28 protein-coding genes are annotated in these 25554 nt (G+C 32.0%); 14 read left to right on the plus strand and 14 right to left on the minus strand.

Features of this window, described 5'->3' with window-relative positions:
* Positions 1 to 778 precede the first annotated feature (778 nt).
* From C8C83_RS25515 to rpsF, 5 genes are all read right to left on the minus strand, one after another.
* Complete coding sequence (locus C8C83_RS25515; protein WP_121331329.1) at positions 779 to 1252, minus strand: DUF6495 family protein; 474 nt, start codon at positions 1250 to 1252, stop codon at positions 779 to 781.
* Between the two features lie 107 nt (positions 1253 to 1359).
* On the minus strand, positions 1360 to 4530 hold the full coding sequence (locus C8C83_RS25520) for a carboxypeptidase regulatory-like domain-containing protein (RefSeq protein WP_121331330.1): 3171 nt from the start codon (positions 4528 to 4530) through the stop codon (positions 1360 to 1362).
* Between the two features lie 100 nt (positions 4531 to 4630).
* Positions 4631 to 5071: a 50S ribosomal protein L9 gene (gene rplI / locus C8C83_RS25525; RefSeq protein WP_132011956.1), complete on the minus strand. Its 441-nt coding sequence runs from the start codon at positions 5069 to 5071 to the stop codon at positions 4631 to 4633.
* A gap of 68 nt (positions 5072 to 5139) precedes the next feature.
* Complete coding sequence (gene rpsR, locus C8C83_RS25530) at positions 5140 to 5436, minus strand: 30S ribosomal protein S18 (RefSeq protein WP_002987043.1); 297 nt, start codon at positions 5434 to 5436, stop codon at positions 5140 to 5142.
* 5 nt (positions 5437 to 5441) lie between these two features.
* Entirely contained in the window at positions 5442 to 5783 is a 342-nt protein-coding gene (gene rpsF / locus C8C83_RS25535) for a 30S ribosomal protein S6 (RefSeq protein ID WP_121331331.1), read from the minus strand.
* Positions 5784 to 5960: 177 nt separating this feature from the next.
* Here rpsF and C8C83_RS25540 point away from each other — a divergent pair, with 177 nt between their 5' ends.
* Entirely contained in the window at positions 5961 to 6659 is a 699-nt protein-coding gene (locus C8C83_RS25540) for a LytTR family DNA-binding domain-containing protein (protein WP_026729423.1), read from the plus strand.
* Position 6660: 1 nt separating this feature from the next.
* Here C8C83_RS25540 and priA read toward each other — a convergent pair whose 3' ends face one another.
* The 7 genes from priA to nadC form a co-directional block, all read right to left on the minus strand.
* On the minus strand, positions 6661 to 9111 hold the full coding sequence (gene priA, locus C8C83_RS25545) for a primosomal protein N' (RefSeq protein WP_121331332.1): 2451 nt from the start codon (positions 9109 to 9111) through the stop codon (positions 6661 to 6663).
* 63 nt (positions 9112 to 9174) lie between these two features.
* A complete protein-coding gene (locus C8C83_RS25550) occupies positions 9175 to 9579 on the minus strand; it encodes a PIN domain-containing protein (RefSeq protein ID WP_121331333.1) in 405 nt (134 codons plus the stop codon).
* Positions 9579 to 9815 carry a hypothetical protein gene (locus C8C83_RS25555; RefSeq protein WP_121331334.1) on the minus strand — a complete coding sequence of 79 codons (237 nt, stop codon included), beginning with the start codon at positions 9813 to 9815 and terminating at the stop codon, positions 9579 to 9581. The genes C8C83_RS25550 and C8C83_RS25555 overlap by 1 nt, the downstream gene beginning before the upstream one ends.
* A 117-nt stretch (positions 9816 to 9932) precedes the next feature.
* Positions 9933 to 10685, minus strand: coding sequence for a subclass B1 metallo-beta-lactamase (bla-B1-FLAV, locus tag C8C83_RS25560; RefSeq protein WP_121331335.1), 753 nt, complete (start codon positions 10683 to 10685; stop codon positions 9933 to 9935).
* 19 nt (positions 10686 to 10704) lie between these two features.
* Positions 10705 to 11136, minus strand: coding sequence for a DUF2147 domain-containing protein (locus C8C83_RS25565; RefSeq protein ID WP_121331336.1), 432 nt, complete (start codon positions 11134 to 11136; stop codon positions 10705 to 10707).
* A 1-nt stretch (position 11137) separates the two neighbouring features.
* Positions 11138 to 12061, minus strand: a complete 924-nt coding sequence (locus C8C83_RS25570; protein WP_132011957.1) for a YihY/virulence factor BrkB family protein — start codon at positions 12059 to 12061, stop codon at positions 11138 to 11140.
* Positions 12062 to 12139: 78 nt separating this feature from the next.
* The gene (nadC, locus tag C8C83_RS25575) at positions 12140 to 12997 is read right to left on the minus strand and encodes a carboxylating nicotinate-nucleotide diphosphorylase (RefSeq protein WP_099711803.1); all 858 of its coding nucleotides are present in this window, start codon (positions 12995 to 12997) and stop codon (positions 12140 to 12142) included.
* A 226-nt stretch (positions 12998 to 13223) separates the two neighbouring features.
* On the opposite strand from nadC, the gene C8C83_RS25580 reads away from it, so the two are divergent.
* From C8C83_RS25580 to rlmH, 10 genes are all read left to right on the plus strand, one after another.
* Positions 13224 to 14324: a DNA alkylation repair protein gene (locus tag C8C83_RS25580; RefSeq protein WP_121331337.1), complete on the plus strand. Its 1101-nt coding sequence runs from the start codon at positions 13224 to 13226 to the stop codon at positions 14322 to 14324.
* 35 nt (positions 14325 to 14359) lie between these two features.
* Positions 14360 to 15112 carry a DUF1963 domain-containing protein gene (locus C8C83_RS25585; protein ID WP_121331338.1) on the plus strand — a complete coding sequence of 251 codons (753 nt, stop codon included), beginning with the start codon at positions 14360 to 14362 and terminating at the stop codon, positions 15110 to 15112.
* Between the two features lie 143 nt (positions 15113 to 15255).
* Positions 15256 to 16137, plus strand: coding sequence for a pirin family protein (locus C8C83_RS25590; RefSeq protein WP_121331339.1), 882 nt, complete (start codon positions 15256 to 15258; stop codon positions 16135 to 16137).
* A gap of 2 nt (positions 16138 to 16139) precedes the next feature.
* Positions 16140 to 16535 carry an OsmC family protein gene (locus C8C83_RS25595; protein WP_121331340.1) on the plus strand — a complete coding sequence of 132 codons (396 nt, stop codon included), beginning with the start codon at positions 16140 to 16142 and terminating at the stop codon, positions 16533 to 16535.
* A gap of 6 nt (positions 16536 to 16541) precedes the next feature.
* A complete protein-coding gene (locus tag C8C83_RS25600) occupies positions 16542 to 16826 on the plus strand; it encodes a GNAT family N-acetyltransferase (protein ID WP_121331341.1) in 285 nt (94 codons plus the stop codon).
* A gap of 192 nt (positions 16827 to 17018) precedes the next feature.
* Positions 17019 to 17993, plus strand: coding sequence for an integrase core domain-containing protein (locus C8C83_RS25605; RefSeq protein ID WP_121331222.1), 975 nt, complete (start codon positions 17019 to 17021; stop codon positions 17991 to 17993).
* A gap of 302 nt (positions 17994 to 18295) precedes the next feature.
* A complete protein-coding gene (locus C8C83_RS25610) occupies positions 18296 to 19711 on the plus strand; it encodes an adenosine deaminase (protein WP_121331342.1) in 1416 nt (471 codons plus the stop codon).
* Between the two features lie 49 nt (positions 19712 to 19760).
* Positions 19761 to 20063, plus strand: a complete 303-nt coding sequence (locus tag C8C83_RS25615) for an antibiotic biosynthesis monooxygenase (protein WP_121331343.1) — start codon at positions 19761 to 19763, stop codon at positions 20061 to 20063.
* 63 nt (positions 20064 to 20126) lie between these two features.
* Positions 20127 to 20750 (plus strand): hypothetical protein, encoded by a 624-nt coding sequence (locus C8C83_RS25620; protein ID WP_121331344.1) that lies wholly within the window; start codon positions 20127 to 20129, stop codon positions 20748 to 20750.
* 90 nt (positions 20751 to 20840) lie between these two features.
* On the plus strand, positions 20841 to 21314 hold the full coding sequence (rlmH, locus tag C8C83_RS25625; protein ID WP_029269532.1) for a 23S rRNA (pseudouridine(1915)-N(3))-methyltransferase RlmH: 474 nt from the start codon (positions 20841 to 20843) through the stop codon (positions 21312 to 21314).
* Positions 21315 to 21357: 43 nt separating this feature from the next.
* Here the strand turns inward: rlmH and C8C83_RS25630 are convergent, their stop codons facing one another.
* Positions 21358 to 21990 (minus strand): hypothetical protein, encoded by a 633-nt coding sequence (locus C8C83_RS25630; RefSeq protein WP_121331345.1) that lies wholly within the window; start codon positions 21988 to 21990, stop codon positions 21358 to 21360.
* A gap of 163 nt (positions 21991 to 22153) precedes the next feature.
* Positions 22154 to 22978 (minus strand): dihydropteroate synthase, encoded by an 825-nt coding sequence (gene folP, locus C8C83_RS25635; protein WP_121331346.1) that lies wholly within the window; start codon positions 22976 to 22978, stop codon positions 22154 to 22156.
* A 211-nt stretch (positions 22979 to 23189) separates the two neighbouring features.
* Between folP and C8C83_RS25640 the strand changes: the two genes are divergently transcribed.
* The 3 genes from C8C83_RS25640 to C8C83_RS25650 all read left to right on the plus strand — a co-directional run bounded on the left by C8C83_RS25640 (position 23190) and on the right by C8C83_RS25650 (position 25480).
* The gene (locus tag C8C83_RS25640; RefSeq protein ID WP_121331347.1) at positions 23190 to 23729 is read left to right on the plus strand and encodes a DUF1599 domain-containing protein; all 540 of its coding nucleotides are present in this window, start codon (positions 23190 to 23192) and stop codon (positions 23727 to 23729) included.
* A gap of 82 nt (positions 23730 to 23811) precedes the next feature.
* Positions 23812 to 24933, plus strand: coding sequence for a BT_3928 family protein (locus tag C8C83_RS25645; RefSeq protein WP_121331348.1), 1122 nt, complete (start codon positions 23812 to 23814; stop codon positions 24931 to 24933).
* Positions 24934 to 25024: 91 nt separating this feature from the next.
* Positions 25025 to 25480, plus strand: a complete 456-nt coding sequence (locus C8C83_RS25650) for a DUF2750 domain-containing protein (protein ID WP_132011958.1) — start codon at positions 25025 to 25027, stop codon at positions 25478 to 25480.
* The last annotated feature ends 74 nt before the right edge of the window (positions 25481 to 25554 follow it).

The following is a 25554-nucleotide window of genomic DNA, read 5'->3' on the forward strand; positions in this document are numbered from 1 at the left end:
ACTATTCATTAACTCGAACACCGACTGGGTTTTGGAAATGAAAAAATGTTATAATGAAAAAACTTTTGAAAATAACTTACTATAGAAGTAAAATCAAGTTTGGGAATAAACTCAATCTTATTCCAAAGAATAAAAAATAAAGCTAAAATAATATGGATACCTAATGCAAACTCGATGAAGAAAGTAATTGTCAATTCCATAAGCAGACTAATTAAAATATTAGTAAAATTTTCACCTTTAAATTTCCTGACAAAAACACTAAAACTGCAATTTGTATTAATTTCTAAAAAGTAATCAAATAACTTCGTTTCTAGTTGTTTTCAAAAAGTACACAAAAAAATTTTGTTTAACTTTCTTATACTAAAATTAGAAAAAACAAACTTACAAAACAAGCGTAAAATTCTTATATTTTTAATTTTAACAAAATCGGTATTACCATAAAAACTCAAAAATATCAGAAAAACCAATAGTTTTAAGGCAATAAGTGCTGTTAGGATAATCACAAAAAAAATCAAAATATTTCATAATATTTCAATTAAGTAAATAAAAACTTACTTTTTTGAATTCATAATCAATTGAAATTGAGGTAAAAAAGCCGAAATTAAAAGTAAAACCTACAATTATGTATAAGAATATGGATTTCTTAAACAATTCAAAAAAAACGCGTATAAATACGGGGTAAAAAAAATCAAAAAGTTTAAACAAAAGTTAAAAACATAAAAAAAGGTAAATAATTTAACATCAATTACTTACCTTTTAAAAATTCTTTAAATCACAATTAAGACTCAATAATCGTATTGATTTGAGTAAATAATTGTCCATCACTTAAAAATGCTCCTTGCTGAATCAATTCAAATATAGATGCATTTCTATCTTCCGTAAATACTTTTTTCCCAACCTTCATTTCTATGTTCTCCGTAAACATATTGTCACTTAGCCATTGCAAACCATCTTTCGTCAGGAAATCTGTTTCAGTAACTAATGATTTCAATACTATTGACTGAACATGCTCCTCAAAACATTGAAACAAAAAGATATGATTTTTAGAAAAATGCTCTAAAAATTCAGCTCTTGATAAAACACCTTCCCAAATTAAATCTGAAAAAACATCCAACTCCTGTTCTGCAACTTCTGGTTTATTTATTTTAAGAGAATCCCATTCTGCTTTATCAATTGCCTGAGTAGCTAAAAAGCTAGCAAATTCTGCGTGCAATTCATCAAATTGTTCTTTTGTTAATCTTGCGTATTTCATTGTTTATTTTTGTGTTTAAACACTCTTAAAAGAGCCTGGATAAAATTTCATTACCAAAAAAAAGCCCTCGCAAATGCGAGGGCAAATTTATAACTTTTTTTGCTTTATTAAAAAATGTATCTGATACCAAATTGAGCCTGCCATCTTGAAGTTAAACTCGCATCATAACTAAAGGTTTTGGTCTGTGTATTATTAAATGTATAAGTCGGCGTATTCCCAACAACTGTCACACCAATTGGCTGAACACTCGTTGGCACCTGAACAACTCCCCAATCTGAATTCAGTAAATTTCCAAAATTCAAAACATCGATACTAAACTGAATCGTATTCTTTTTTTCAGATGCCGATGAAACCTTGAAATTATAATCCTGCATAAGCTTAAGATCACATCTTCCTCTCCAAGGCGATATAGCACCATAACGGTCCGCATATTGCCCTCTTCTGTTTTTCATATAACTATCCTGAGAAATAAATTTATCAAATGCTTCGCCTTGTCCTGGTGCACTAAAATTCATCTGACCAATTTCAGCAGTTGTTGGAATATAAATCAAATCATTTACAGCAGAACCATCACCATTAATATCACCACCATAAGTATAATTAAAACGTCCGCCCTGAGCATATTCAAAGAAAGCAGAAACAGTTGTCGCCCATTTATCTCTTCCGTATTTCCATTTTTTAGAACCTACACCAATAAAACGATGATTATCCCCATATTTAGAATTCGAAAGAACTGCATTATTTACATTTCCTAAAGCCGGATTAAATGCAAAAGCATCACCTGTAATTTCAGCTTCAATTGAGTTTACGTCTTTTGACTTTAAATAATTATAAGCAATACTTGCATACAAACCATTTTCAAAATTCTTCTGCACTTTTATTGTTGCATTAAAAGCACTTCCTTTATTCGAATTAGTCATTACATAAGCATTATTTGCTCCATGATCTGCCGCAACATAAATCGCTCTGTTATCTACACCAGCCAATGTTCCTGTTGGAGGTTTTAATCCCCAGTTTTGAACTTGTACCGCATTAATATCTTTATTATAAGACAAATCAAGCGTCACAATATAATTGCTTTTAAATCTGTGATCATAACCTAAGCTCGTTCTCCAAACCTGTGGCCATTTATAATCCGGATCCATAATTTGCAAAAAGCTGTCATCAGCACCACTTACCTGATTTCCTAACCAAACAAAAGGAATTCTTCCCGTAAAAATCCCCGATCCTCCACGAAGCTGAGAAGTTGCATCACCTTTCACATCCCAGTTGAAACCAATTCTAGGCGACCATAAAATCCTGTCACTTGGCAAATCTGTAGAAATCAATTTAACCGCCTTACCCGTTTGCGGATCATAATAATCAACATCATTATTTCTGCCAGCACCTCCATTATCAGTATCAATATACTTTTGAATCAAATCAGCTGTATTAAAATACAAAGGTTTGTCAATTCTTAAACCAACAGATAATTTAAAATTATCATTTACACTAAAATCATCCTGCGCGTAGAATGCCAATTGTCCCACATTTAATTCTGCTAATTTCCATCCGCCATCAGTTCCAACTTCAAACTGACTTTTAGTATTAAAAACATTTTGAGCATATTGAAGATTTTGCGCAATGATACTTGTAGCAAATGGTTTTGCCGCATCATCTAAAAAGTCCTGTGTTGTAAAATACGGAGTAAAAAACGTTCCTGCATAACCATTTGGATTTCCAAAATTATCATAACCAGCTAAGTTAAATGAGTTTTTAAATCCGAATTTCTCGAAGGAAGTTCCAAAAGTAAAAGCATGTTTTCCAACTGTATAAGTAAGATTATCTGTAATTTGAATTACTTTTTGATCTAATGTATTATTAATCGAAAATGGTTCGTGACCAGCAATAATATAATTAGAACCCGCGCCATCCTGAATATTAATTACAGGCGCAGGAACCGAAAACGGAACTCTATAATCATTAAAATGAGAATATCCTGCCTGTAACTTATTCGAAACGCTTTCGCTGAATTTTGAATTTAGCTCGACTAAAAATGAACTTAAATTATTATTGATTTGATATCCCGAATTTTGAAATTGCAAAATCGAAGCATTCGGACCTCTAAAACCAAGCGCTGTTGGATGCGCAGTTTTATCTTTTGAAGCATCAAGAAAATTATAAATAACCGCCAATTTATGATTATCATTAATATTCCAATCAACTTTAATAATCCCTTTATTTGAATTAGATTCATGTATAAATCCCTGATAAGCTCCTGTATTATAACCTAATTTTGCCAAAGCATTTGAAACCGCAATCAAATCAGATTCCATAACTCTGGATTCATTAATTCCGGTAACACCATCATTATTATTCGCCACAAAATTAGATCCTAAATCACTTCTTCTGTCGATTTCAAAGTTTCCGAAAATAAATAATTTATCTTTTATGATTGGTGCACCCAAACTAAAACCTGCCTGAGTTTGCTCTAATGTTGGAACAAATATTTTTTCACCTTTAATTTTATTCCCTGTCAAATCCTGATCTCTGTAAAATACATAAGCCGTACCGTGAAACTCATTTGTTCCTGATTTTGTAACCGCATTGACAGAAGCTCCTGTAAATCCAGACAAAGTAACATCATAAGGCGCAGTTGCAACCTGAATTTGTTCAATCGCATCCAATGATATTGGCTGAGCGCCAGTTTGTCCACCCGGAGTTGCAGCGTCTAATCCAAAAGGGTTATTAAAAACCGCTCCATTCAAAGAATAATTATTGTACTGATCATTTCTACCTCCAAAAGAACCTCCACTCGCAGTTGGCTCTAAACGGGTAAAATCTTCAGCCGATCTCGAAATAGTTGGCAGCGCCGTTAATTCTCTTCTTCCAATGGTGGTTTCAGCTCCGGTTTTTCCGCTTTTAAAGATTTTGTCTTTGGCTACAATTTTAACCTCTTCCAAAGCCTGACTCTGATCTTGTAATTGAACAATAAGATTAAAAGGTTTCCCTAAATCAAGATTAATATCAGTATATTCCTGATCTTGAAAGCCTACAAAAGTTACCGTAATTTTATACGGACCTCCAATTCTCATATTCAAAATACTGAATCTTCCATCTTCATTGGAAACAGCTGAATATTTAGTTCCGGTTGGGGTATGCACAGCCAGGATAGAAGCTCCCGGCAAAAGCTCATTTGATGAACTTTTTACAATACCCTTAATACTCGAAGTCGTTGTTTGCCCAGTAACGACCGTTAATGCAAACAAACACAATAATAATGCAAGGTTTTTTCTCATTTTGTTGATTTTGAATTAGTTGGTTAATTCAAAATTAGACAAAAAAAAACCACTCCTAAGAGTGGTTTTTATATTTTATTAACAAGAAGTTAACAAAATGTTATTTTTCAGCGATAATCTCGTATGGTAAGTCAACGATAACATCTCTGTGTAAACGGATGCTAGCAGAATATTTTCCTGTACGTTTTACGATACCACTAGTGATGAATTTTCTATCAATAGCGTTACCTGATTTCTCTAAAGCTTCAGCAATATCGATGTTTGTGATAGAACCAAAAAGTTTCTCTCCACCAGCTTTTGCAGTAAGTTTAATTTCAAGAGCTTTAAGTGTTTCAGCTAATGCTTTTGCATCAGCAACAACTTTAGCTTCTTTATGTGCTCTTTGTTTTAGATTTTCAGCTAAAACTTTTTTAGCAGAAGGAGTTGCTAAAGCAGCAAAACCTTGAGGAATTAAAAAGTTACGACCGTAACCAGGTTTTACAGATACTACATCATCTTTAAATCCTAGGTTTTGTACGTCTTGTTTTAAAATAATTTCCATGTTGTTGTCCTTATATTTTAGAAGTTAGGTTCTGATTTAACAGAAACCAGCGACTAGATTTTTTTTTACTATTTTAATAAATCGGCCACGTATGGCATTAAAGCTAAGTGACGAGCTCTTTTTACAGCTACAGAAACTTTTCTTTGGTATTTTAATGAAGTTCCAGTTAAACGACGAGGAAGAATTTTTCCTTGCTCATTAACGAATTTCAATAAGAAATCAGCATCTTTATAATCGATATATTTGATTCCTGATTTTTTGAAACGACAGTACTTTTTAGTTTTGTTAGTTTCAATGTTTAAAGGCGTTAAATATCTGATATCTCCGTCTTTTTTTCCTTTTGCAGATTGCTCAATTGTAGACATAATAATTACGCTTTAGTAGATTTTAATTTAGCTCTTCTTCTTTCCGCCCATGAAATAGCATGTTTATCTAAACTTACAGTTAAGAAACGCATAACTCTTTCGTCACGTCTAAATTCAGTTTCAAAAGCAATAAGAACTTCTCCTGCTACTTTGAATTCGAATAAATGGTAAAAACCACTTTTTTTGTTTTGGATTTCGTAAGCCATTTTTTTCAGACCCCAATCCTCTTTCGATACCATTTCAGCTCCTCTACTAGTAAGAAATTCTTCAAATTTCATTACTGTTTCCTTCACCTGAACCTCAGATAAAACGGGATTTAAAATGAAAACAGTTTCATAATGATTCATAAATACAATATTTATTTGTTAAAATTGGGTGCAAAAGTAACCATTAAATTTAAATATACAACACTTTTTTACTTTTATTCGTCGTATAACAAAAAATACACGCTGATTTTAGTTTTTTTTACAAAAAAATAATACATTTACTACTGCTATCCTGAATTTATTCTAAATTTAAATGTTATGAAACTAAACTGTGTTGTTGTAGATGATAGTTCTATACAGAGGACAATTATTGCAAAATTAGTTAATAATCACCCAGGTTTGCACTTAATCGGGGACTTTTCTAATGCAATAGAAGCAAAAAGTTGTATCTCTCTAAATAATATCGACTTAATATTCCTTGATATTGAAATGCCTGTTATTAACGGTTTTGATTTCCTTGACGGACTAAAATCAAAACCTCAAATTATATTTATCACTTCTAAAGCTGAATATGCTTTAAAAGCTTTTGACTATGATGCGACCGATTATCTGCAAAAACCTATTGCTGTAGATCGATTTAATGCTTCTGTAAAAAGAGCAATAGACATGCATTTGCTTAAAAAAGAAGTAAAAGAAGAAGAAGGCGAGCATATATTTATCAAAAGTAACCTTAAAAAACTTAAAATTTTCACTGCAAAAATCAAATGGATTGAAGCTTTTGGGGATTATGTAAGAGTAGTTACAGAAGACGACAGCAATCTGGTACTTTCAACAATGAAATCTTTTGAAAACGATCTTTCAAAAGACAAATTTATTCGCGTACACAAGTCTTATATTATTAATATAGATAAGGTAGAGCGCTTTAACAGTAAATTTGCCGAAATTGGTATTACCAAAATTCCGCTTAGCCGAAACAAAAAAGAAGATTTAGTAAAAGCATTGTCAACGTCGTCATAATTTAATAAAAATCGACATTGGTAATCACCTTTATAGCTCTGTATTGCGCAACAGCCTCAAAACTATTCAACATTTTCTGAATAGTTTTTTTTGTACCTCCCAAATTCACATTTTGCGGAATCTTAATTAATATAGTTCTTATATATTCATTTCTTATTCTATTTATCGCTGGTTCTTCTGGTCCCAAAACTGGCATATTCAAGTTTTGACTCAAAACCTGATACAGCCACATTGAACCTTCTTTTAGTTTTTCAAACTCTCTGTGTTTCAAAGTCAGTTTTATAATTCTGAAATAAGGCGGATATCTATAGATTTGGCGGTCATACAATTGCTCCTTATACATACCTATATAATTATGCATTGTAACCTGCTGAATTGTATTGTGATTTGGATTATAAGTCTGAATTACAACTTTCCCTTGTTTTTCAGCTCTTCCGGCTCTTCCTGCGACCTGTGTCATCATCTGAAAACTACGTTCAAAAGCTCTAAAATCAGGATGATGCAACATATTATCCGCATTCATAATTCCAACTAAACTTACATTGTCAAAATCCAAACCTTTGGCAAGCATTTGTGTTCCGACCAAAATATCAATTTCACGGTTTTTAAAAGAATCAATAATCTTTTCAAAACCATATTTTCCACGAGTTGTATCCTGATCCATTCTTCCCGTTTTTGCTTTCGGAAAAAGAGACATTAATTCCTGCTCAATTTGTTCCGTTCCAAAACCTTTTGTGGTCAAATCAATACTCGAGCAACTATGGCAATGCGTAGGTTTTGCAATCGAATAACCACAATAATGGCAACGCAATTGATTTTTATGTTTATGAAAAGTCAAACTCACATCGCATTGTTGACAATGCGGTACGTGACCACAAGTCATACATTCGATTATTGGCGAATATCCACGTCTGTTTTGAAATAAAATCACTTGCTCGCCCAAAGACAAAGCTTCTGTAACTTCTTCAATTAAAACATCACTAAAATGCCCTGTCATTCGTTTTCTGAATTGCTTATCTTTCAAATCAACCAAAACAATATCCGGCATTCGAACATTATTATAACGTTCTGTTAGCGTCACCAAACCGTATTTATCAGCTTGTGTATTAAAATAGGTCTCGATACTTGGCGTTGCCGATCCTAAAAGGACTTTCGCATTATGAAAATTAGCCAAAACAATAGCAGCATCACGCGCATGATAACGCGGCGCAGGATCACTTTGCTTAAAAGTCTGTTCGTGCTCTTCGTCAACAATCAATAAACCTAAATCATTGAATGGCAAAAACAAAGCCGACCTCGCTCCTATTACAATCTGCGCTTTTTCTGAATTTTCAAGCGTTTGTTTCCAAACCTCAACTCTTTCGTTATTACTGTATTTAGAATGAAAAACCGCAACTTTATCTCCAAAATGAAGTCGCAAACGCGAAACCAATTGTGTCGTCAAAGCAATTTCAGGCAACAAATACAAAACCTGTTTTCCTGTTGCTAAATATTCCTCAATTAGCTTGATATAAATTTCTGTTTTTCCGCTTGACGTGACACCATGAAGCAAACAAACTTCTTTTTCTAAAAGATTATTCTTAATCGCTGTAAAAGCATTTTCCTGAGCTTCACTTAGAAGTAATTGTTTCCCTGAAGCTTCACCACTAAAAGAAACCCGATCTTGCTGCAAAAGATATTCTTCAAAAATCTCCTTATCAATCAAAGCTTTTACTGTTGTCGATGTTGAATTTGAAACCTCAACAAGTTTTTTTACGGTAATAGGTTTCTTTTCAGAAGCCATGATTTGAAAGTAAGCCAAAACAATTTCTTTTTGTTTATTAGCACTTTTCAATACCTCAAGTAATTCTCCAAGACCATTATCTGATTCGTATTTTGCATGCAATTTCACATACCGAACCAACTTTGGCTTATAACTTTCTTTTATTTCTTCTTCTAAAACAATAATGTCTTTTGCTATTAATTTTTGAAGAATCGGAAAAATATTCTTTTTATTTAAAATAGAAACAATTTCACCAACCTTAAGAGAACTTTGATGTTGCAACGCTTCATAAACCAAAAACTCTTCATCAGAAAGCTCATTTTCATCCACAACAACATCTACTTTATGCGAAATAACTGTTTCACTTTCTAACAATAATCCGCTAGGAAAAGCGCCTCGATATACATCGCCAATTCCGCACATATAATAAGTTGCAATCCAAAGCCAGTGTTTAATCTGAGTTTCGGTTGCAATAGGTTTTTCGTCAAGTATTTCATGAATTTCTTTAGCATCATACAAGCTTGGCTGATTTTGATGAATATCAATCACCAATGCCGTATATATTTTGCTTTTTCCAAAAGGCACCGCAACGCGCATTCCTTTTTTAATGAAATGAAATTCGGCCTCAGAAATACGATAAGTAAAGGTTTTCGCTAAGGAAAGTGGTAAAACGACTTCGACAAAAAACATGGAAATGTATAGTATAAGATTTAGAAAACTATTTTGACAGAATTATTTTTATAAAGAAGAAATTTAATTCCTTTCAAACCAATTTTCCATTTCAATTCCATTTAAAAGCATAAAATCCTTTGTATTATCTGTAACAAGAATTAACCGATTCTCAACTGCTGTCACACCAATTAAAAGATCAAATTCATCATTTATTGGCTTCCCGATTTTTCTAAGTCTTACTTTTTCTATCGCGTATCTTTTAATTGAACCAAAGATTGGGATTATAGTTAATCCTTTTAAAAAAATATCTACGGCTTTGTTGGATTTTACAGGATCATTGCTATTTTCAGCACCAAAACGTAGTTCAGCAACAGTTATTTCAGAAATATAACAATTCTCCAAACCAACTTTTTTTACCATTTTATCAAGATCTAGTTTTCCTCTTAAAAAGAAAACAGAAATACTTGTATCAAGTAAATATCCCATTAAAATTTAATTTCAGTATTTTTAAATTGCCTACTGGATTTAATTTCAGAAATAATTTCTTCCGCAGATTTTTCAGAAGAAAATGCTCCAAAAGATTTATAAAAATTATTCTCTTTGGGCTTTGCAGTCTTTAAAGATTTTGTAAGCCTCTCGATAAGTTCTAATTTATTAGAAAAACTTAGTCCTTCAAATAAATCCGAGTAGCTTTCAAGTATATTTTTATCAGTGACAGTCATTTTAATCCAATTAAATTAATTTCAAATATAAACAAAATTAAGTTATTTTTCGATAACAAAGACAAGAACCGAAACTATAAAAAGACAAACAAGTTGTGTTTTAATTTTAAAACAAAATTACTTTTTACCAGATGACTTACCTGAAACTGCACTATATTCCTTAACCAGTTTCAGTGTGTGTTTTAAAGAATTTAGATCTTTATAACCGTCGTGACCTGTAATAATATATTTAGGATTTTTAAATTTTGACTGTACTTTTCCTATTGATTTCTCCCATTCCTTCACATCGGAATCACCCAGATATCCTAAATCTGTTGCTTCGGTACTTTTGATAAAACAACCTCCATAAAGCACTTTTTCTTTATTAAACCAAACCACAATATTATCCGACGCATGACCTTTTCCGGGATAATAAACCTCAAAAGTATGTTGTCCAACCGTAAATGTTGTGTCTTTTGGAATCACGAATTTTGCTCTTGGTTCTTTATTTTTTTCAAGAATTTCATCTGTTAATTTTATAGTATAAGTTTTGATTCCTTTTTTACCATAAAATCCCAAACCTCCAGCTCTGTCTTCGTGAGAATGCGTCGCAAAACACATCACAACTTCTTTATGATGTTTTGCTTTAATACTATCTAATAAAGGCTGAAATTGTGTTTTATCCCAAGGCGCATCAAACAAAACAACTCCCTTATTTGTAACCAGATACAAGGCATTTGCAGAAATCAATGTTCCTTTATAATCATGAAACGTCTTATAAACATAAAAGTCACCTGTAAGATGACTTATTTGTAATGGCGAATTCTTAGACTGAGCAAAACTATTGGTTAGTATTGCCAGAAATAAAATTATCGATGCTAATTTTCGCATTTTTTATTTTCAAAAAAAATTAATTTTTCACTCTTGTCCAGTATTGCGTTCTTCCCATAATAGAAATCCCAACATAACCGCGAAGTTTAAGTTTATCTGCAGATTCTAACGCGATATAACATTTGTATTTTTTACCGTTTGTAGGATCTAAAATCGTTCCTCCGCTATATTCATCACCGTCTTTTTTAAGTCCGTTAATAATTACTAAACCTAAAATTGGCTTGTTTTTATCGGCACCATCACATTTTACGCAAGCATCTTTTTTATGATCAGCACGAAGTATTTCTACGATTTTACCATAAAGCTTTCCAGATTTCTCATAAATCTCTACAACTGATTTTGCTTCACCTGTTTCATCATCAATTGTTTTCCATTTCCCAAGAACGCCTTGGGCCTGAATTGTACCTAAGGTTAAAAAGAAAACACCAATTGTTAACATCCAATTTTTCATATTATTTATTTTTTTTTTGTTTTAATTTTCTGATAGAGGCATTCAATTCAAATCCCAAAAGCAGAATCATACAGTTTATCCAAATATAAAACATTAGAATCAATAATGTACCAATTGAACCATAAAGTTCGTTGTATTTTGAGAATTTTATAACCCAAATCCCAAAAAAGAACGAAGATATAACAATTAAGATGGTCGTAAAAACAGATCCAATGCTTATAAAAGGCACTTTATTATACTGTTTTGTACCATAACGCAATAATATTGAAGATGTTATCAAAATCATTAAAACAACAAACAAATATCTTCCTAAAATAATCAGCGGAATACGATCACTCAACACATCCTGAATGATTGTTTTTTGAATAAATACCTCAAAAACGACAATTGTTGCCACCGTTATAAACAAAATAATTGTCATAACAAGCGATATTGCAAGCGCCACTAAATATTGGCTAAACCAACCTCGTTTGTCAAAAACGTGTTTCGAAGATTCAAAACCACTTAGAATTCCGTTAATACCATTTGCCATCAAAAAAATAGAAAGCAAAAATCCAGATGAAAGCAATCCTGAATGACTATTATTTAAAATATCGCTAATAATTTTACTAATTGCATCATATGTATTTGGTGGAACTCCCTGTTGCACAAACTGCAAAAAATCCTGCTGAAAACCTTCTATTGGAATAAACGGAATTAAGTTCAAAATAAACAGCGCAAAAGGAAATAAAGCCATAAAAAAGCTGAAAGAAACCGCACTCGCATGATACGAAAATGCACCGTCAATGATACCAATAGTATACATTTCGAGTAAATCGTACAACGAAAAACCTTCCAGCCAAGGCAGTTTTATTCTTTTCAAAAACCGGGCTAAATGACGTATTACAGGAATTCTTTCAATCCGGTCTTCTATCTCTTGAGACATATTTATAATTTTAGATTTTTGAGTTAAGATTTTAGATTATTTCAAACTCATAATTTATAACTCACAACTCATAACTTTTTAAAACGCTTTCAGACTCAGATCCATGTTGTAAACTGAATGCGTCAATGCTCCAGACGAAATATAATTTACACCACATAAAGCATATTCACGAATCGTTTTTTCGTTGATATTTCCAGAAGATTCAGTTTGGCATTTTTTACCAATTAACGCAACGGCAGTTTTAGTATCTTCGTAATTAAAGTTGTCGATCAAAATTCTGTGAACACCGTCGCTTAAAAGAATCTCGCGAATTTCATCCAGATTTCTAGCCTCAACAATAATTTTCAAATCCAGATTATTTGCTGTTAAATATTCTTTAGTTTTCTTAATTGCAAGCGTAATTCCGCCCGCAAAATCAATATGATTATCCTTAAGCATTACCATATCATAAAGTGCAAAACGGTGATTTTCTCCACCTCCTATTTTAACAGCCCATTTTTCAGCAGCTCTGAAATTTGGCGTCGTTTTGCGAGTATCTAAAATTTTTGCTCCGGTTCCATCAAGAAGCTGCACATATTGTGCTGTTTTTGTTGCAATTGCAGACATACGTTGCATCGTGTTCAAAACCACTCTTTCAGACTTTAAAATAGACTGAGAACTTCCCGAAACTTCAAAAACCACATCACCATATTCTACATGCGTTCCATCTTCAATAAAAGTCTTGATTTTTAATTTTGGATCTACAAATTCAAAAATCTTTTTTGCTAGTGCAACACCAGCAATAACTCCCTGATCTTTCACCAATAATTTAGCTTGTCCGTGCGCCGTTTCCGGAATACACGCCAATGAACTATAATCTCCCGTGCCTACATCTTCGCGAATTGCATTACTAATCAATAGTTCTAATTCTGTCTGAAATTGTACTTCGCTAATCATTTTTCTTAAATTTTATAAGATGCTAAAGTAGGACATATTTTGGGCATTTGAAAGTTAAACGACTGCCAAAAATTTATAAACCTCAAAAAATATTAAAATATTAGGCAGAAAAATATTAAAATTATCTAATACACAGAAACATAGTTTTGATTGTACATATAAGGTGCTAATCTCACCATTTTATTCAGAAACATTAAATATCTTTGAAGTTCATTCAGACAAAATCATGGGATTAATTAAAGATATTTACTCGGTTACATTTTACGAAAATTTTGGTCAGGCTGTCGCCGAAGTGCATCCAACATTCAACAAACAAAAATTTATTGAAAGCATTTACGAAGGCGATTTTGCTCAAAAAGAATGGAAAGACCGCATGAAACATACCACTGTGGTTTTGAATCAGTTTATGCCTCAAAATTTTCCCGAAGCAGTTGCTTTAATTGATAAAATCATTGAAAATCTCAAGAAAAACAATTTCACAGACGGAAATCTGGCTTTCATATTTTTTGCCGATTATATCGAAATGTATGGTTTAGACGATTTTAAAACTTCGGCGAAAGCCTTTGTTTCCATCACTCAATTTATAAGCTGCGAATTTGCCGTTCGTCCTTTTGTTTTAAAATACAAACAAGAAATGATTGACGAAATGATCAAATGGTCGTTGCATGAAAACCATCACGTCCGCCGATTGTCAAGTGAAGGAAGCCGCCCAAGATTACCGTGGGCAATGGCAATTCCGTTTTTAAAAAAAGATCCATCTTCTATACTTCCCATTTTAGAAAACCTGAAAAATGATCCTTCAGAATATGTTCGCCGAAGCGTTGCCAATAATCTAAATGATATTGCAAAAGATAATCCACAAATTGTGCTAGAAATCGCCAGCAAATGGAAAGGTTTCAGCAAAGAAACCGACGGAATTATAAAACACGGTTGCCGAACTTTATTAAAACAAGGACATCCGGAAGTTCTAAGTCATTATGGTTTGGAAAGCACTAATATCGAACTTTCTTCTTTCGAAATTAAAACACCAATCGTGAAAATTGGAGATTATTTGCAGTTTCAATTTCACTTAAATAATAAAAATGAAGAAGCAAAAACAATTCGCTTAGAATATGCCGTTCATTACAAAAAATCAAAAGGCCATTTGGCTAAAAAAGTCTTCAAAATCAGCGAGAAAATTTATCAGCCAGATCAATTAACTAAAGTCGATCGAAATCAATCTTTCAAACTCATTACAACGCGAGTTTTCCATACTGGAATTCACCAATTGTCGATTATCATTAACGGAACTGAAAGTGAAGTTTTGGAATTTGAACTTGTTGACTGATTTTATAACATAAAAACTTAACACAAAAACATACTATGCTATTCCCTGACTATTTAAAAGAATTTGAAAATGATTTATTAAAATATAAATTAGACTTTATTAAAATTGATGCAAAACCATTGCAAAACGAAACAACTTTAAGTTTCACCCAAAGCAAATTTTTAGGAAAACCATATTTACCAATTGAATTCGAATATCCGAAAGACAAGACAGGAAAACCAATGATTTTGTTGGCGCAATTAAACTTTTCCGAAATTCCCTCATTAGAAAACTACCCTGATAAGGGAATATTGCAATTTTATATTCCAAGTGAAGATTGGTATGACATGGAGGATTATAAAATAATATACCACGAAGAAATAAAAGATAATCAAACAAATTTTGAGTTTCTAAAAGAAGAATTATATGAAGATTTTCCTGTTTACTGCGAACATAGTTTGAATTTTTCTAAGCACGAAGAATATGGCGGAAGTGAAGATTTTAGATTTGATTATACTTTTAATGACTTAGATTATTCAGATTTTCAAGAAAAATTGAGTGAGTCTCAAAAAGAAGAATTAGAAAAATTCTTTTATAACATTGGTCATAAAATTGGAGGATATGCCTTTTTCACTCAATCAGATCCAAGAGATTATAAAAATGCAACAAATGATATCTTGTTACTTCAAATTGATACTGATGAAGAAATCATGTTTGGAGATAGTGGAGTTGCAAACTTTTTTATAGACAAAGAAGATTTAATTAATAAAAGATTTGATAAGGCTTATTTCAATTGGGATTGTTGTTAATCAAACAAATAGACCAATAATTCCAAAATAAACTCAGCAATTTTCTTTATTTTTATAATTCAAAACAAGTTTTCTTAATCTAAATTAAGTTACAGATTTCTATCACAACTGTAATTTTGTTTTCAAATCAAATCAAAATAACCATGTCAAATATTAGTTTAATTATCGAAGAACGTGCCGCCAATATTGGCAATTTTATGGTAGGTCGTTTATTGCCTTTCCGTGAAAAAAGAGCTGTTGGACCTTTTGTTTTCATCGATCATATGGGACCTGCACATTTAAGTGATCACGAGAATATGGATGTTCCGCCACATCCACATATTGGACTTTCGACGCTGACTTTTTTGTTTGAAGGAAGCATTATGCACCGCGATAGTTTAGGTACAGAATTAGAGATAAAACCTGGCGCCGTAAACTGGATGACTGCCGGAAAAGGAATCGTACATTCTGAAAGAACTCCGGAATATTTAAGACATTCGGATAAAATGCTTCACGGATTGCAAATTTGGGTTGCGTTACCGAAAGAACTGGAACAAATGGAGCCAAATTTTACTCATGTCGAAGCAGATGATATTCCCGCTTGGGAAGAAGATGGAGTTTCCTATAAATTAATTGCCGGAGAAGCATTCGGAAAAAAATCACCGGTTCCTGTTTATAGTCCGTTATATTTTATAGAAATAAAAAGTATCGAAGCTAAAAAAATCAATATTGGTAAAGATTTATTCGGCGAAAGTGGATTATATATTTTAGAAGGGAGTATTAAAAGTGGCGAACACGTTTATGATCCAAAACAGATTTTGATTACAAACGACAGTACTTTGTGTGAGTTTGAAATTTCTGAAAATTCTACGGTTTATATCTTTGGAGGAACTCCGTTTCCGGAAGAACATTTTATCTTTTGGAATTTCGTTTCCTCAGATAAAGAACTAATCGAAAAAGCAAAAAAAGACTGGACCGAACAAACTTTTCCAAAAGTTCCGGGCGAAACTGAATTTGTGCCTTTACCTCAACCTAGAATTAAATAAATATGGACACGATATCAGCAAAAATAGATACACGTTTGTATCGAACGGAAATAAAATCAGCCAGCGACAATGTTTTAATTTCTGATGAACCACAAGAATTAGGCGGAAAAAATTTAGGTTTAAATCCAACCGAACTTTTAGCAGCATCATTGGCTTCGTGCACGGTAATTACTTTGCGAATGTACATCAATCGCAAACAATGGGATGTTTCAGAAATAAATGTCAAAATTGATTTCGAAAGAGATCCTGAAAGAAGTGTATCAGTATTCACTCGTAAAATTGAAGTAATTGGTGAAGTCGACGAAACTCAAAGACAACGATTAGAAACGATTGCTAACAGTTGCCCAATTCATAAACTATTAACACATTCAATCGAAATCAAAACTACATTAATATAATTATTCATGGAAATTCAACAAACAAACGATACAAGAAGAGGCTATTTTGAAGCCATTGAAAATGGAAAAGAAGCAGGAAAAATGACCTACACTTGGGCTGGAGATTCAAAATTTATCATCGATCACACCGAAGTAAGTCCTGATTTTAACGGAAAAGGTGTTGGTAAAAAACTGGTTATGGCAGCCGTAGAATATGCCAGAGCAAACGATGTAAAAATTATTCCGCTTTGTCCTTTTGCAAAAAGTGTTTTTGATAAGGTAGAAGAAATTCGAGATGTGCTTTTTTCTTAAAGGTTCTTTAAAGGTTCAAAGTTACAGAGCAACAAAGGTTCAGAGGTCTTAACCTATATTAACGTAGAGACGCACAGCAGTGCGTCTTTTTTTTGCGCCTAATTTGTCATTTCGATCCCGAAGCTTCGGGATCGAAATTGTAGATGTTAGATATTTCGGTAACAAAATTTAACTTTAATAAATTTTGTTACAATGAGAAATAATAGTCAGGATTCCACTTTAGAGCGGAACTATTTAGAGAAGTATCGTTTTTTAATAAAAGAATATGAACAAGTAAAAAATAAAACTCATCCTTTGTATAAAAAAGCACTGGATTTTTATGCAGCAAATAATACGTGCCGAAAGAGTTTTTTAAAGTATTATAATCGCTTTAAACAAAGTGGGAAATCCATTGATTTATTACCCCAAAAAAGAGGGCCTAAATATAAAACCAGACGTCCTTTGCCTTTTATAGAGCAAAAAGTAATTGAATTACGAGAAAAAGGAAACAACAAATATGAAATTGTTAGTATCTTAAGACCCAAATTAGGAAAGCATACACCATCATATTCTGGAGTTTATAATATTTTAAAACGCAATAAAATAAATAGATTAACTCCGAAGATTAAAAAGAATCATCAAAAAATAATCAAGGAAAGAATGGGACAACTTGGTCATATTGATTGTCATTATTTGAGCAAAAGTATAATTAAAGGGGAAAATAAAAATCGCTATTTAGTTTGTGTAATAGATGATTACAGTCGAATTGCCTGGGCTGAATTAGTTTCTGATATCACCAGTTTAACAGTTATGTTTGCGGCATTGAAATGTTTAAACATCCTAAGTGATCATTATGAAATAAAATTTGAAGAGATATTATCTGATAATGGAGCTGAATTTGGACCTAAAACAAGCAAAGTAAAAAACAATCATCCTTTTGAGAGAATGCTAATGGAACTAGGAATTGTGCACAGGTATACAAAACCATACAGACCACAAACCAATGGTAAAGTTGAACGCTTTTGGAGAACTCTGGAAGATGATTTATTGAGAGATACAGATTTTGATTCTCATGAAGAATTAAAAGAAGAATTATTGCAATATCTATATTATTATAATCATGAAAGACCACATCAAGGTATTGATGGAAAGAAACCAATCGAAATGATAAATCCGTTACCGAAATAATTAACCTTTACAGAAATGACAAAATTGTGGATCTTGATTGCGTATGATGGATTAAAATCCATCTCTACAATATAGTTTGTTCCTTCGGAACGTTTATCCAAATGCACTAACCTTTGCGAACTTCACCGCGACTTTATTCTCAGCGAAAAGACTTTCCTCTCTTTGCGAAAAATCTTAGCGAACTTTGCGGTAAAATTCGTCTTCTACAAAAAAAACTTTGCGGTAAAAATTCACCACACTGAAAATCAATTTTAAAATCTCCGCAGAAACTTGTATATTTGCATGTAATTTAAACTTAGAGTATGACGAGGATAATTACACTTTTCTGTATTTTCATAGCACAAATCGGCTTTTCTCAAACGGCTGAAAATTATTTACAAAAGAACAGAAATAACGAAGCTCTCTTAACAGCTTTCTTTCAACAAATGCCAAAAGGCGGCGATTTACACCATCATTTTTCAGGATCAGTTTATGCAGAACCTCTTCTAGAAAGAGCAATTGCAGAAGATTTTTATCTGAATCCGGAAACTATGGCGGTTTCTAAAACAAAACCGGCAAAAGGCAACTGGGAAACTTTTTCATCACTTAAAGAAAAAGGAAAACTGGACTATTACCAACAGCAAGTTATGCAAACCTGGTCAGCTAAAGATTATAATGGTTCTGTACCTTCTGATGATTTGTTTTTTGATTCTTTTATGAAATTCGAAACTACCATTCAAGGTCATTTTGCCGAAGGAATGTTAGAATTAAAAAAACGTGCCCTTGCCGAAAATGTAAGTTACATCGAAACACAATTATCAACGATTCCGTGTGACATGAATGTTTCTGATTTAACAGATTTCAATACAAAATTACGTCAGGCAGCAACTCAAAAAGATGAAAAAGCGGTTCTAAAACTTTTAGACGAATTGTATAAATCACTTCAGCAAAAAGATGCTAAAAAATATGCTGCAGATTTCAATACTAATTTTATTGCAAAATTGCACAAAGACTTAAAAATCGACGACGACCGTTTTACAATGCGTTATCAAAATTTTGTCCTTCGTTTTATGGATCCTGTTGATTTATTCAAAAATCTGACCATTGCTTTTATTTCGGCAAACGACAGCAAATTGGTTGCTGGTGTAAACATTGTTTCTCCGGAACATGGCGAAAACTCTATGAAAGATTATTGGTTACACATGGTGATGTTCAAATATTGTCACTCAAAATATCCAGACGTAAAATATACGCTTCATGCGGGAGAATTGACTTTAGGTTTGGTTCAACCCGAAGATTTAACCTGGCATATAAACGATGCTATTCATGTTGCAGGAGCAAACAGAATTGGTCATGGAGTTGATATTGCTTACGAAGCAAATTCATACGATCTATTGCGCTATATGGCAAAAAACAACATTCCGATTGAGATCAACTTGACAAGTAATGAATTCATTTTGAAAGTAAAAGAAAACAGACATCCGTTTACACTTTACAAAGAATTTAATGTGCCAATTGTAATCAGTACAGACGACGCCGGAATCTTAAGAACGAATATGACGGAGCAATATGTTTTATTGGCCAAAAGATATCCTGACGTTTCATACGCAACTATAAAACAATATGTTTACAACAGCATAAATTATAGTTTCATTCAGGATGCATCAGTTAAAAAACAATTATTAAAGGATTTAGATGCAAGATTTAAAACTTTTGAAGATAAATTTTCTACGAACTAACAAAACCTAACAGGTTTTAAAAACCTGTTAGGTTTGACAATTTTACACTATGATTCTAGAAGCCGCTTTTCTTTATGTAAAACCAAATTTGGCAACTCAATTTGAGGTTGATTTTGCAAAAGCAAGTCAATACATTTCGTCGATTGATGGTTATTTAGGTCATCGCTTAGAGAAATGTCTGGAAGTCGAAAACAAGTATCTTTTATTGGTAGATTGGAATACGCTTGAAGATCATACAATAGGTTTTAGAAATTCTGAAGCTTATCTGGAATGGAAAAAGATTTTACATCTTTATTACGAACCGTTTCCTGTTGTTGAGCATTTCGAAACTGTTTTTATAAATAGAAAATAGCCTACAGATTTTTACGGATTGAACGAGTGAACACAGATTCTTTTATTTAAATAAAATATAATAATGCTAGATTGGTATAGAAGAAAAACTTGGACAAAAACTGACGAAGAAGAGTTCTTTGCAAAACTTTCACGTGCGAGAAAGGATGGTCGAGCACAATACCTAAAAATCCAAGCTATTGAGTTAGTAGCTACTAAAGATAAAAAACTTTTAAAAATTGCTGAAACATTGCTTAACAAAATGTTGACAGAATATCCAGATGACAACTTTAATAAAGGTTCTGCACTTCATACACTTGGAAATATTTACAGAGAACTTGAAGAAGAAAAAACAGCTATTTACTACTATAAAAAAACGCTCGACTTTGAAATTGTTTATCCAAATGTACAAACTCACGCCTATCTAGATTATTCTGAATTAATCATTAAAACCAATGAGACCTCAAGTTTTAGAAAAGTTGAAAAGATTTTATTGGAGAGACAACCTAAACTATTATTTCCAATTGAAAAGTATAAAGTAAATTCTATTTTATCAATCATAAACAAATTCAACGGAAATAAGGAGCTCGCAAATTTGTATGCTGAATTAGCAGAACAAAATGCTACTGCTGAAACTTCAGGTTTAAGGTATCATAAAAATCTTGGAGTAGTGAAAGAAAGAGAAACTTGGCTTGACCAACTCTTGTAAAAACAAAAAATTATTCACAATAATTTGTATTTATTTTATATTTTAAAATTCGTGCAAATTCGTGTAATTCGCGGCAAAAAAACAAACATAATGAATATCAAACTTATCGCCATTGGCAAAACAGATAATAAATCGCTTCAAACTTTGATTGACGATTATACAAAGCGTTTATCGTTTTACATCAAATTTGATTTGGAGATTATTCCGGATATCAAAAACGTAAAGAACTTATCTGAAAGCCAGCAAAAAGAAAAAGAAGGCGAATTGATTTTATCCAAATTAACGCCAACAGATCAATTGATTTTATTGGATGAAAACGGAAAAAATTTCTCCAGCGTTGGTTTTTCTGAAGAATTACAAAAGAAAATGAATTCCGGAATCAAAACTCTTGTTTTTGTAATTGGAGGTCCTTACGGATTCTCTGATACCGTTTATAGCAAAGCGCAAGGCAAAATTTCGCTTTCGCTAATGACGTTTTCACACCAAATGGTTCGCCTTTTTTTTATCGAACAATTGTACCGCGGTTTTACGATTTTAAGGAATGAACCTTATCATCATCAATAGTATTTAATCGTTCATTTGTTGAATCGGTTAATCGTAAAATTGTTTAGAAAATGAATTCTACTGGAAGTTTATCGAGATTGTGAGATACATATTTTTGCAGTAAAATTTTATTCTGGATATATTCTTCGTAACTCATGTCCTCGTCAAATAAAAATACAACATTTGGTACTTTTTCAAATTTTAGACTATAAAAATGCTGTAATATTTCTGATTTTTTTATTTCCATATTTCCCATCAAAACTTGCTCTTTTCCTTTTCTAAAATAAAAGACAAAATTTTCTCTATTCGGTTTTTCCATTTTATAATACACTTTCGTGAAAGGTAAAAAGGCCATATTTTTTCCGATAGAATCTGCGTAAGCATAATAATTTTCAGCTTTTTCGTTTTTATGTGCTTTTTCAGCTCGCTTTTTTTCCTGAAGTTTTATTACTTCCGGAATTACTAATCTTAAAGGCAAACGTTTGTCTATATTAAAAATCCAATTGGTCGAAATAATGCTGTTTTTTCTATTTACATCGGCAATTGTATCTTTTCCTTCTGTTTTAAAAAAGATATAGATTGGCGAATGATCTTGTACGTCTTTTACAATTGTAACGTTAGATTTTGGAAGTAAAACGTCTTTTTTTTCTTCGCAGGAAAACAAAAAAAGAATAATTATTAAGCTAAAGTATTTCATATTTATATTTTATTAGATCCTACATAAAGCGTTTCGTAGAAACAAATCATATTGTAGGGATGGATTTCAATCCGTCCTTCGCAATAAAAATCGACAAAGATTTTCTTTTGTTTGCAGAGTTTCTTGCGGGGACTCCTCGTTCCTCGGAATGACAAATCTGTCGTTAAATATTTAATTTCTCAAACAAAGTAACACATTCCACTGCTTCTTTTACATCATGAACACGGAGGATTTTTGCACCTTTTATCAAAGCAATTGTATTTAGAAATGTTGTTCCGTTTAAAGCTTCTTGTGGCGTAATATCAAGCGTTTTATAAATCATTGATTTTCGAGAAATTCCAGCTAAAACTGGTAATTCCAGCAAATTAAAAAGTTCCATTTTTTGTAAAACTTCATAATTCTGATCGGTCGTTTTGGCAAATCCAAAACCTGGATCTAAAATCAAATCATTGATTCCGAGACTTCTCGCCTTTTTAACTTTCTCTGAAAAATAGAACAGCATTTCTTTCACAATATCATCATATTCGGTTAGACTTTGCATCGTTTGCGGGTTTCCACGCATGTGCATCATGATATATGGAACATTATATTTTGCAATTACCTCAAACATTTTATCATCTAATTCTCCCGCTGCAATATCGTTTATAATCGCTGCACCACTTTCTACACTTGCTTTTGCAACTTCGGCTCTAAAAGTATCGATTGACAATAATGTTTCCGGAAAATGCTTTAAAATCAATTCAATTGCAGGAACAATTCGTTCGATTTCTTCTTGTTCCGTAACAAACTCGGCGCTTGGTTTGCTTGAATAAGCTCCAATATCTATAAATGTAGCGCCTTCAGAAAGCATTTTTTCTACTTGTGAGATAATTTCTTCTTCGTTTTTATATTTTCCGCCATCAAAGAAAGAATTTGGTGTAACGTTTAAGATTCCCATTACTTTAGGAATCGATAAATCTATCAGTTGGCCTTTGCAGTTGATTAACATATGTTTTGTTATTTTTTGTTTAAAGTTTCAGGTTGACGTAAATTGCGTAAGTTTCAGAACTTGAAACCTGAAACTTGAAACTTTTTAAAGTTCCAAGTTGTTCCATTAACAATTCGTTTAGAAAAAACTTGAAACAAAGAAATCCTTAAACTTGAAACTCTTTAATATTATCCCTATTTTTGAAGAAATTTAAGCAAATATACAGCAATAAATGAAGAATACTTCCCTTGAATTTGATAATGTAATTACGGTTTGCCGAACTTTATTTATCAATAAAATGAAAGATTACGGTAGTGCATGGAGAATTTTAAGACTTCCATCGCTGACTGATCAGATATTCATAAAAGCACAAAGAATCAGAAGTTTACAAGAAAACGAAATTCGTAAAATTGACGAAGATGAAAAAGGAGAATTCATCGGAATCATCAATTATTCGATTATGGCTTTGATTCAGTTAGAATTAGGAGTTGTAGATCAGCCTGATTTAAGCGTAGAACAAGCAACTGAATTGTACGATGCTAAAGTTAAATTAACCAAAGAGTTAATGGAAGCCAAAAATCACGATTATGGCGAAGCATGGCGTGATATGCGTGTAAGTTCCTTAACTGATTTGATTCTGCAAAAATTACTTCGCGTAAAGCAAATTGAAGATAATAAAGGTAAAACTTTAGTTTCTGAAGGTATTGATGCCAATTATCAGGATATGATTAATTATTCTGTTTTTGCACTAATCCTTGAACCAATCAAATAAAAAATAAGCCGCGAATTTCACAAATTACCATAAATTAATTCGTGAAATTCCTGGCAAAAAATAAATCCCAAATAGATTTCTCATGAAAAACATCATTACTCAATTCTCAAGATTATTTGTCGGAGTATTATTTATAATTTCAGGATTAATTAAACTGAATGATCCGGTTGGTTTCTCTTATAAATTAGCCGAATATTTCAGCGAACCGGTTTTTAATATGCCTTTTCTAGAGCCATTGGCTTTAGGTTTAGCGATCTTTTTAGTAATTCTGGAAGTAGTTTTGGGTGTAATGCTTTTAGTTGGTTATAAATCAAAACTTACGATTTGGGCTTTATTATTATTGATTGTTTTCTTTACATTTCTTACCTTTTACTCTGCTTATTTTGACGTAGTTAAAGATTGTGGATGTTTTGGAGATGCTTTACATTTAACACCTTGGCAATCGTTTACAAAAGATATTGTTTTACTATTCTTTATTGTGATTTTATTCATCAATAAAAAATTAGTAAAACCTTTATTTTCGAAAATGGTAACTAATCTGCTTACGCTTCTTGCTATCATTTTATGTGTTTTCATGGCAGTTTGGGTATTAAATCATAATCCTATAAAAGATTTCCGTCCTTATAAAGTTGGAACAAACATCGAAAAAGGAATGGAAATTCCGGAAGGCGCTCCAAAATCTGTAGTTGAAATGATTTTCATCTACAAAGTAAATGGTGTTGATAAAGAATTTACCGAAAAAGATCTTGGAAATATCCCTGAAGGCGCTACATTTGTTGATCGTAAAGACAAAGTAATTACAGAAGGTTATATTCCGCCAATTCATGACTTTACGATGGTAAAAGAAGATTCTGACTATAAAGCAGAATTATTAAAAGAACCTAAATTACTAGTTTATATCACCTATGATTTGGCTTTGTCTAATCCTGACGGAATGAAAAAACTAGAAGGTTTAACAAAAGAAGCTAAAGCAAAAGGATACAAAGTAATTGCAATGACAGCTTCCGGAGCTGATGAAATTGCAAAAGCTAAAAAACAATACAACTTAGATATTGATTTCTATTTCTGTGATGCAACGGCTTTAAAAACAGTTGAGAGAGCTAATCCAAGTATTGTTGTGATTCACAAAGGAACTATTGTTCAAAAAGTACATTATAATGATATTGACGATTTGAAATTATCTGATGTTTCATATGATCTTTAAATAACAATAAAACATATTAAAAACACCAATATCTATATCTAAAATTTATTGGCGTTTTTTTATGCAAGCGTCAAATTTAAATCGAGTAAAAATGTTTAAAAACCACCTTGATATAAAAATACATCACGAAAAATTCATAAAAAAAGTTTGTGAAACAAATATCGTTTACAGCTTAAAAAATGAAATTGGATTTGCTACTTCAAATTCTAATCAAGTCGTAGAAGAAGATGGAGAACCGGTTGAGATAATATGCTTTTGGTCAGAAGAAATTAGAGCGAGAGTTTGTGCAAAAAATGGCTGGAAAAATTACGAGACGGTTGAAATAGAACTAAATGACTTTATCGAAAACTGGTGTATTGGTATGGATAATGACGGATTACTTGCAGGAATAAATTTTGACCATAATATGTTTGGTTATGAAATCGAAGGTTACCATCTGATTTTAGAATTAATAAAAGAGCTAAAAAAGATACAAAAAGAGCTAGATTTTTTAAAGTTTGAAAATTTAGACGATTTAGAAAATCAAATTAAAGATGCTTTAGAATAAACATCTTTTTTTTCGTAAGAAAAATATTAAATCAACTCGTTTTCTTTTTTATATTTGTTAAAACCATTTAAAGA

The sequence above is a fragment of the Flavobacterium sp. 90 genome (assembly GCF_004339525.1).
Taxonomy (GTDB): Bacteria; Bacteroidota; Bacteroidia; order Flavobacteriales; family Flavobacteriaceae; genus Flavobacterium.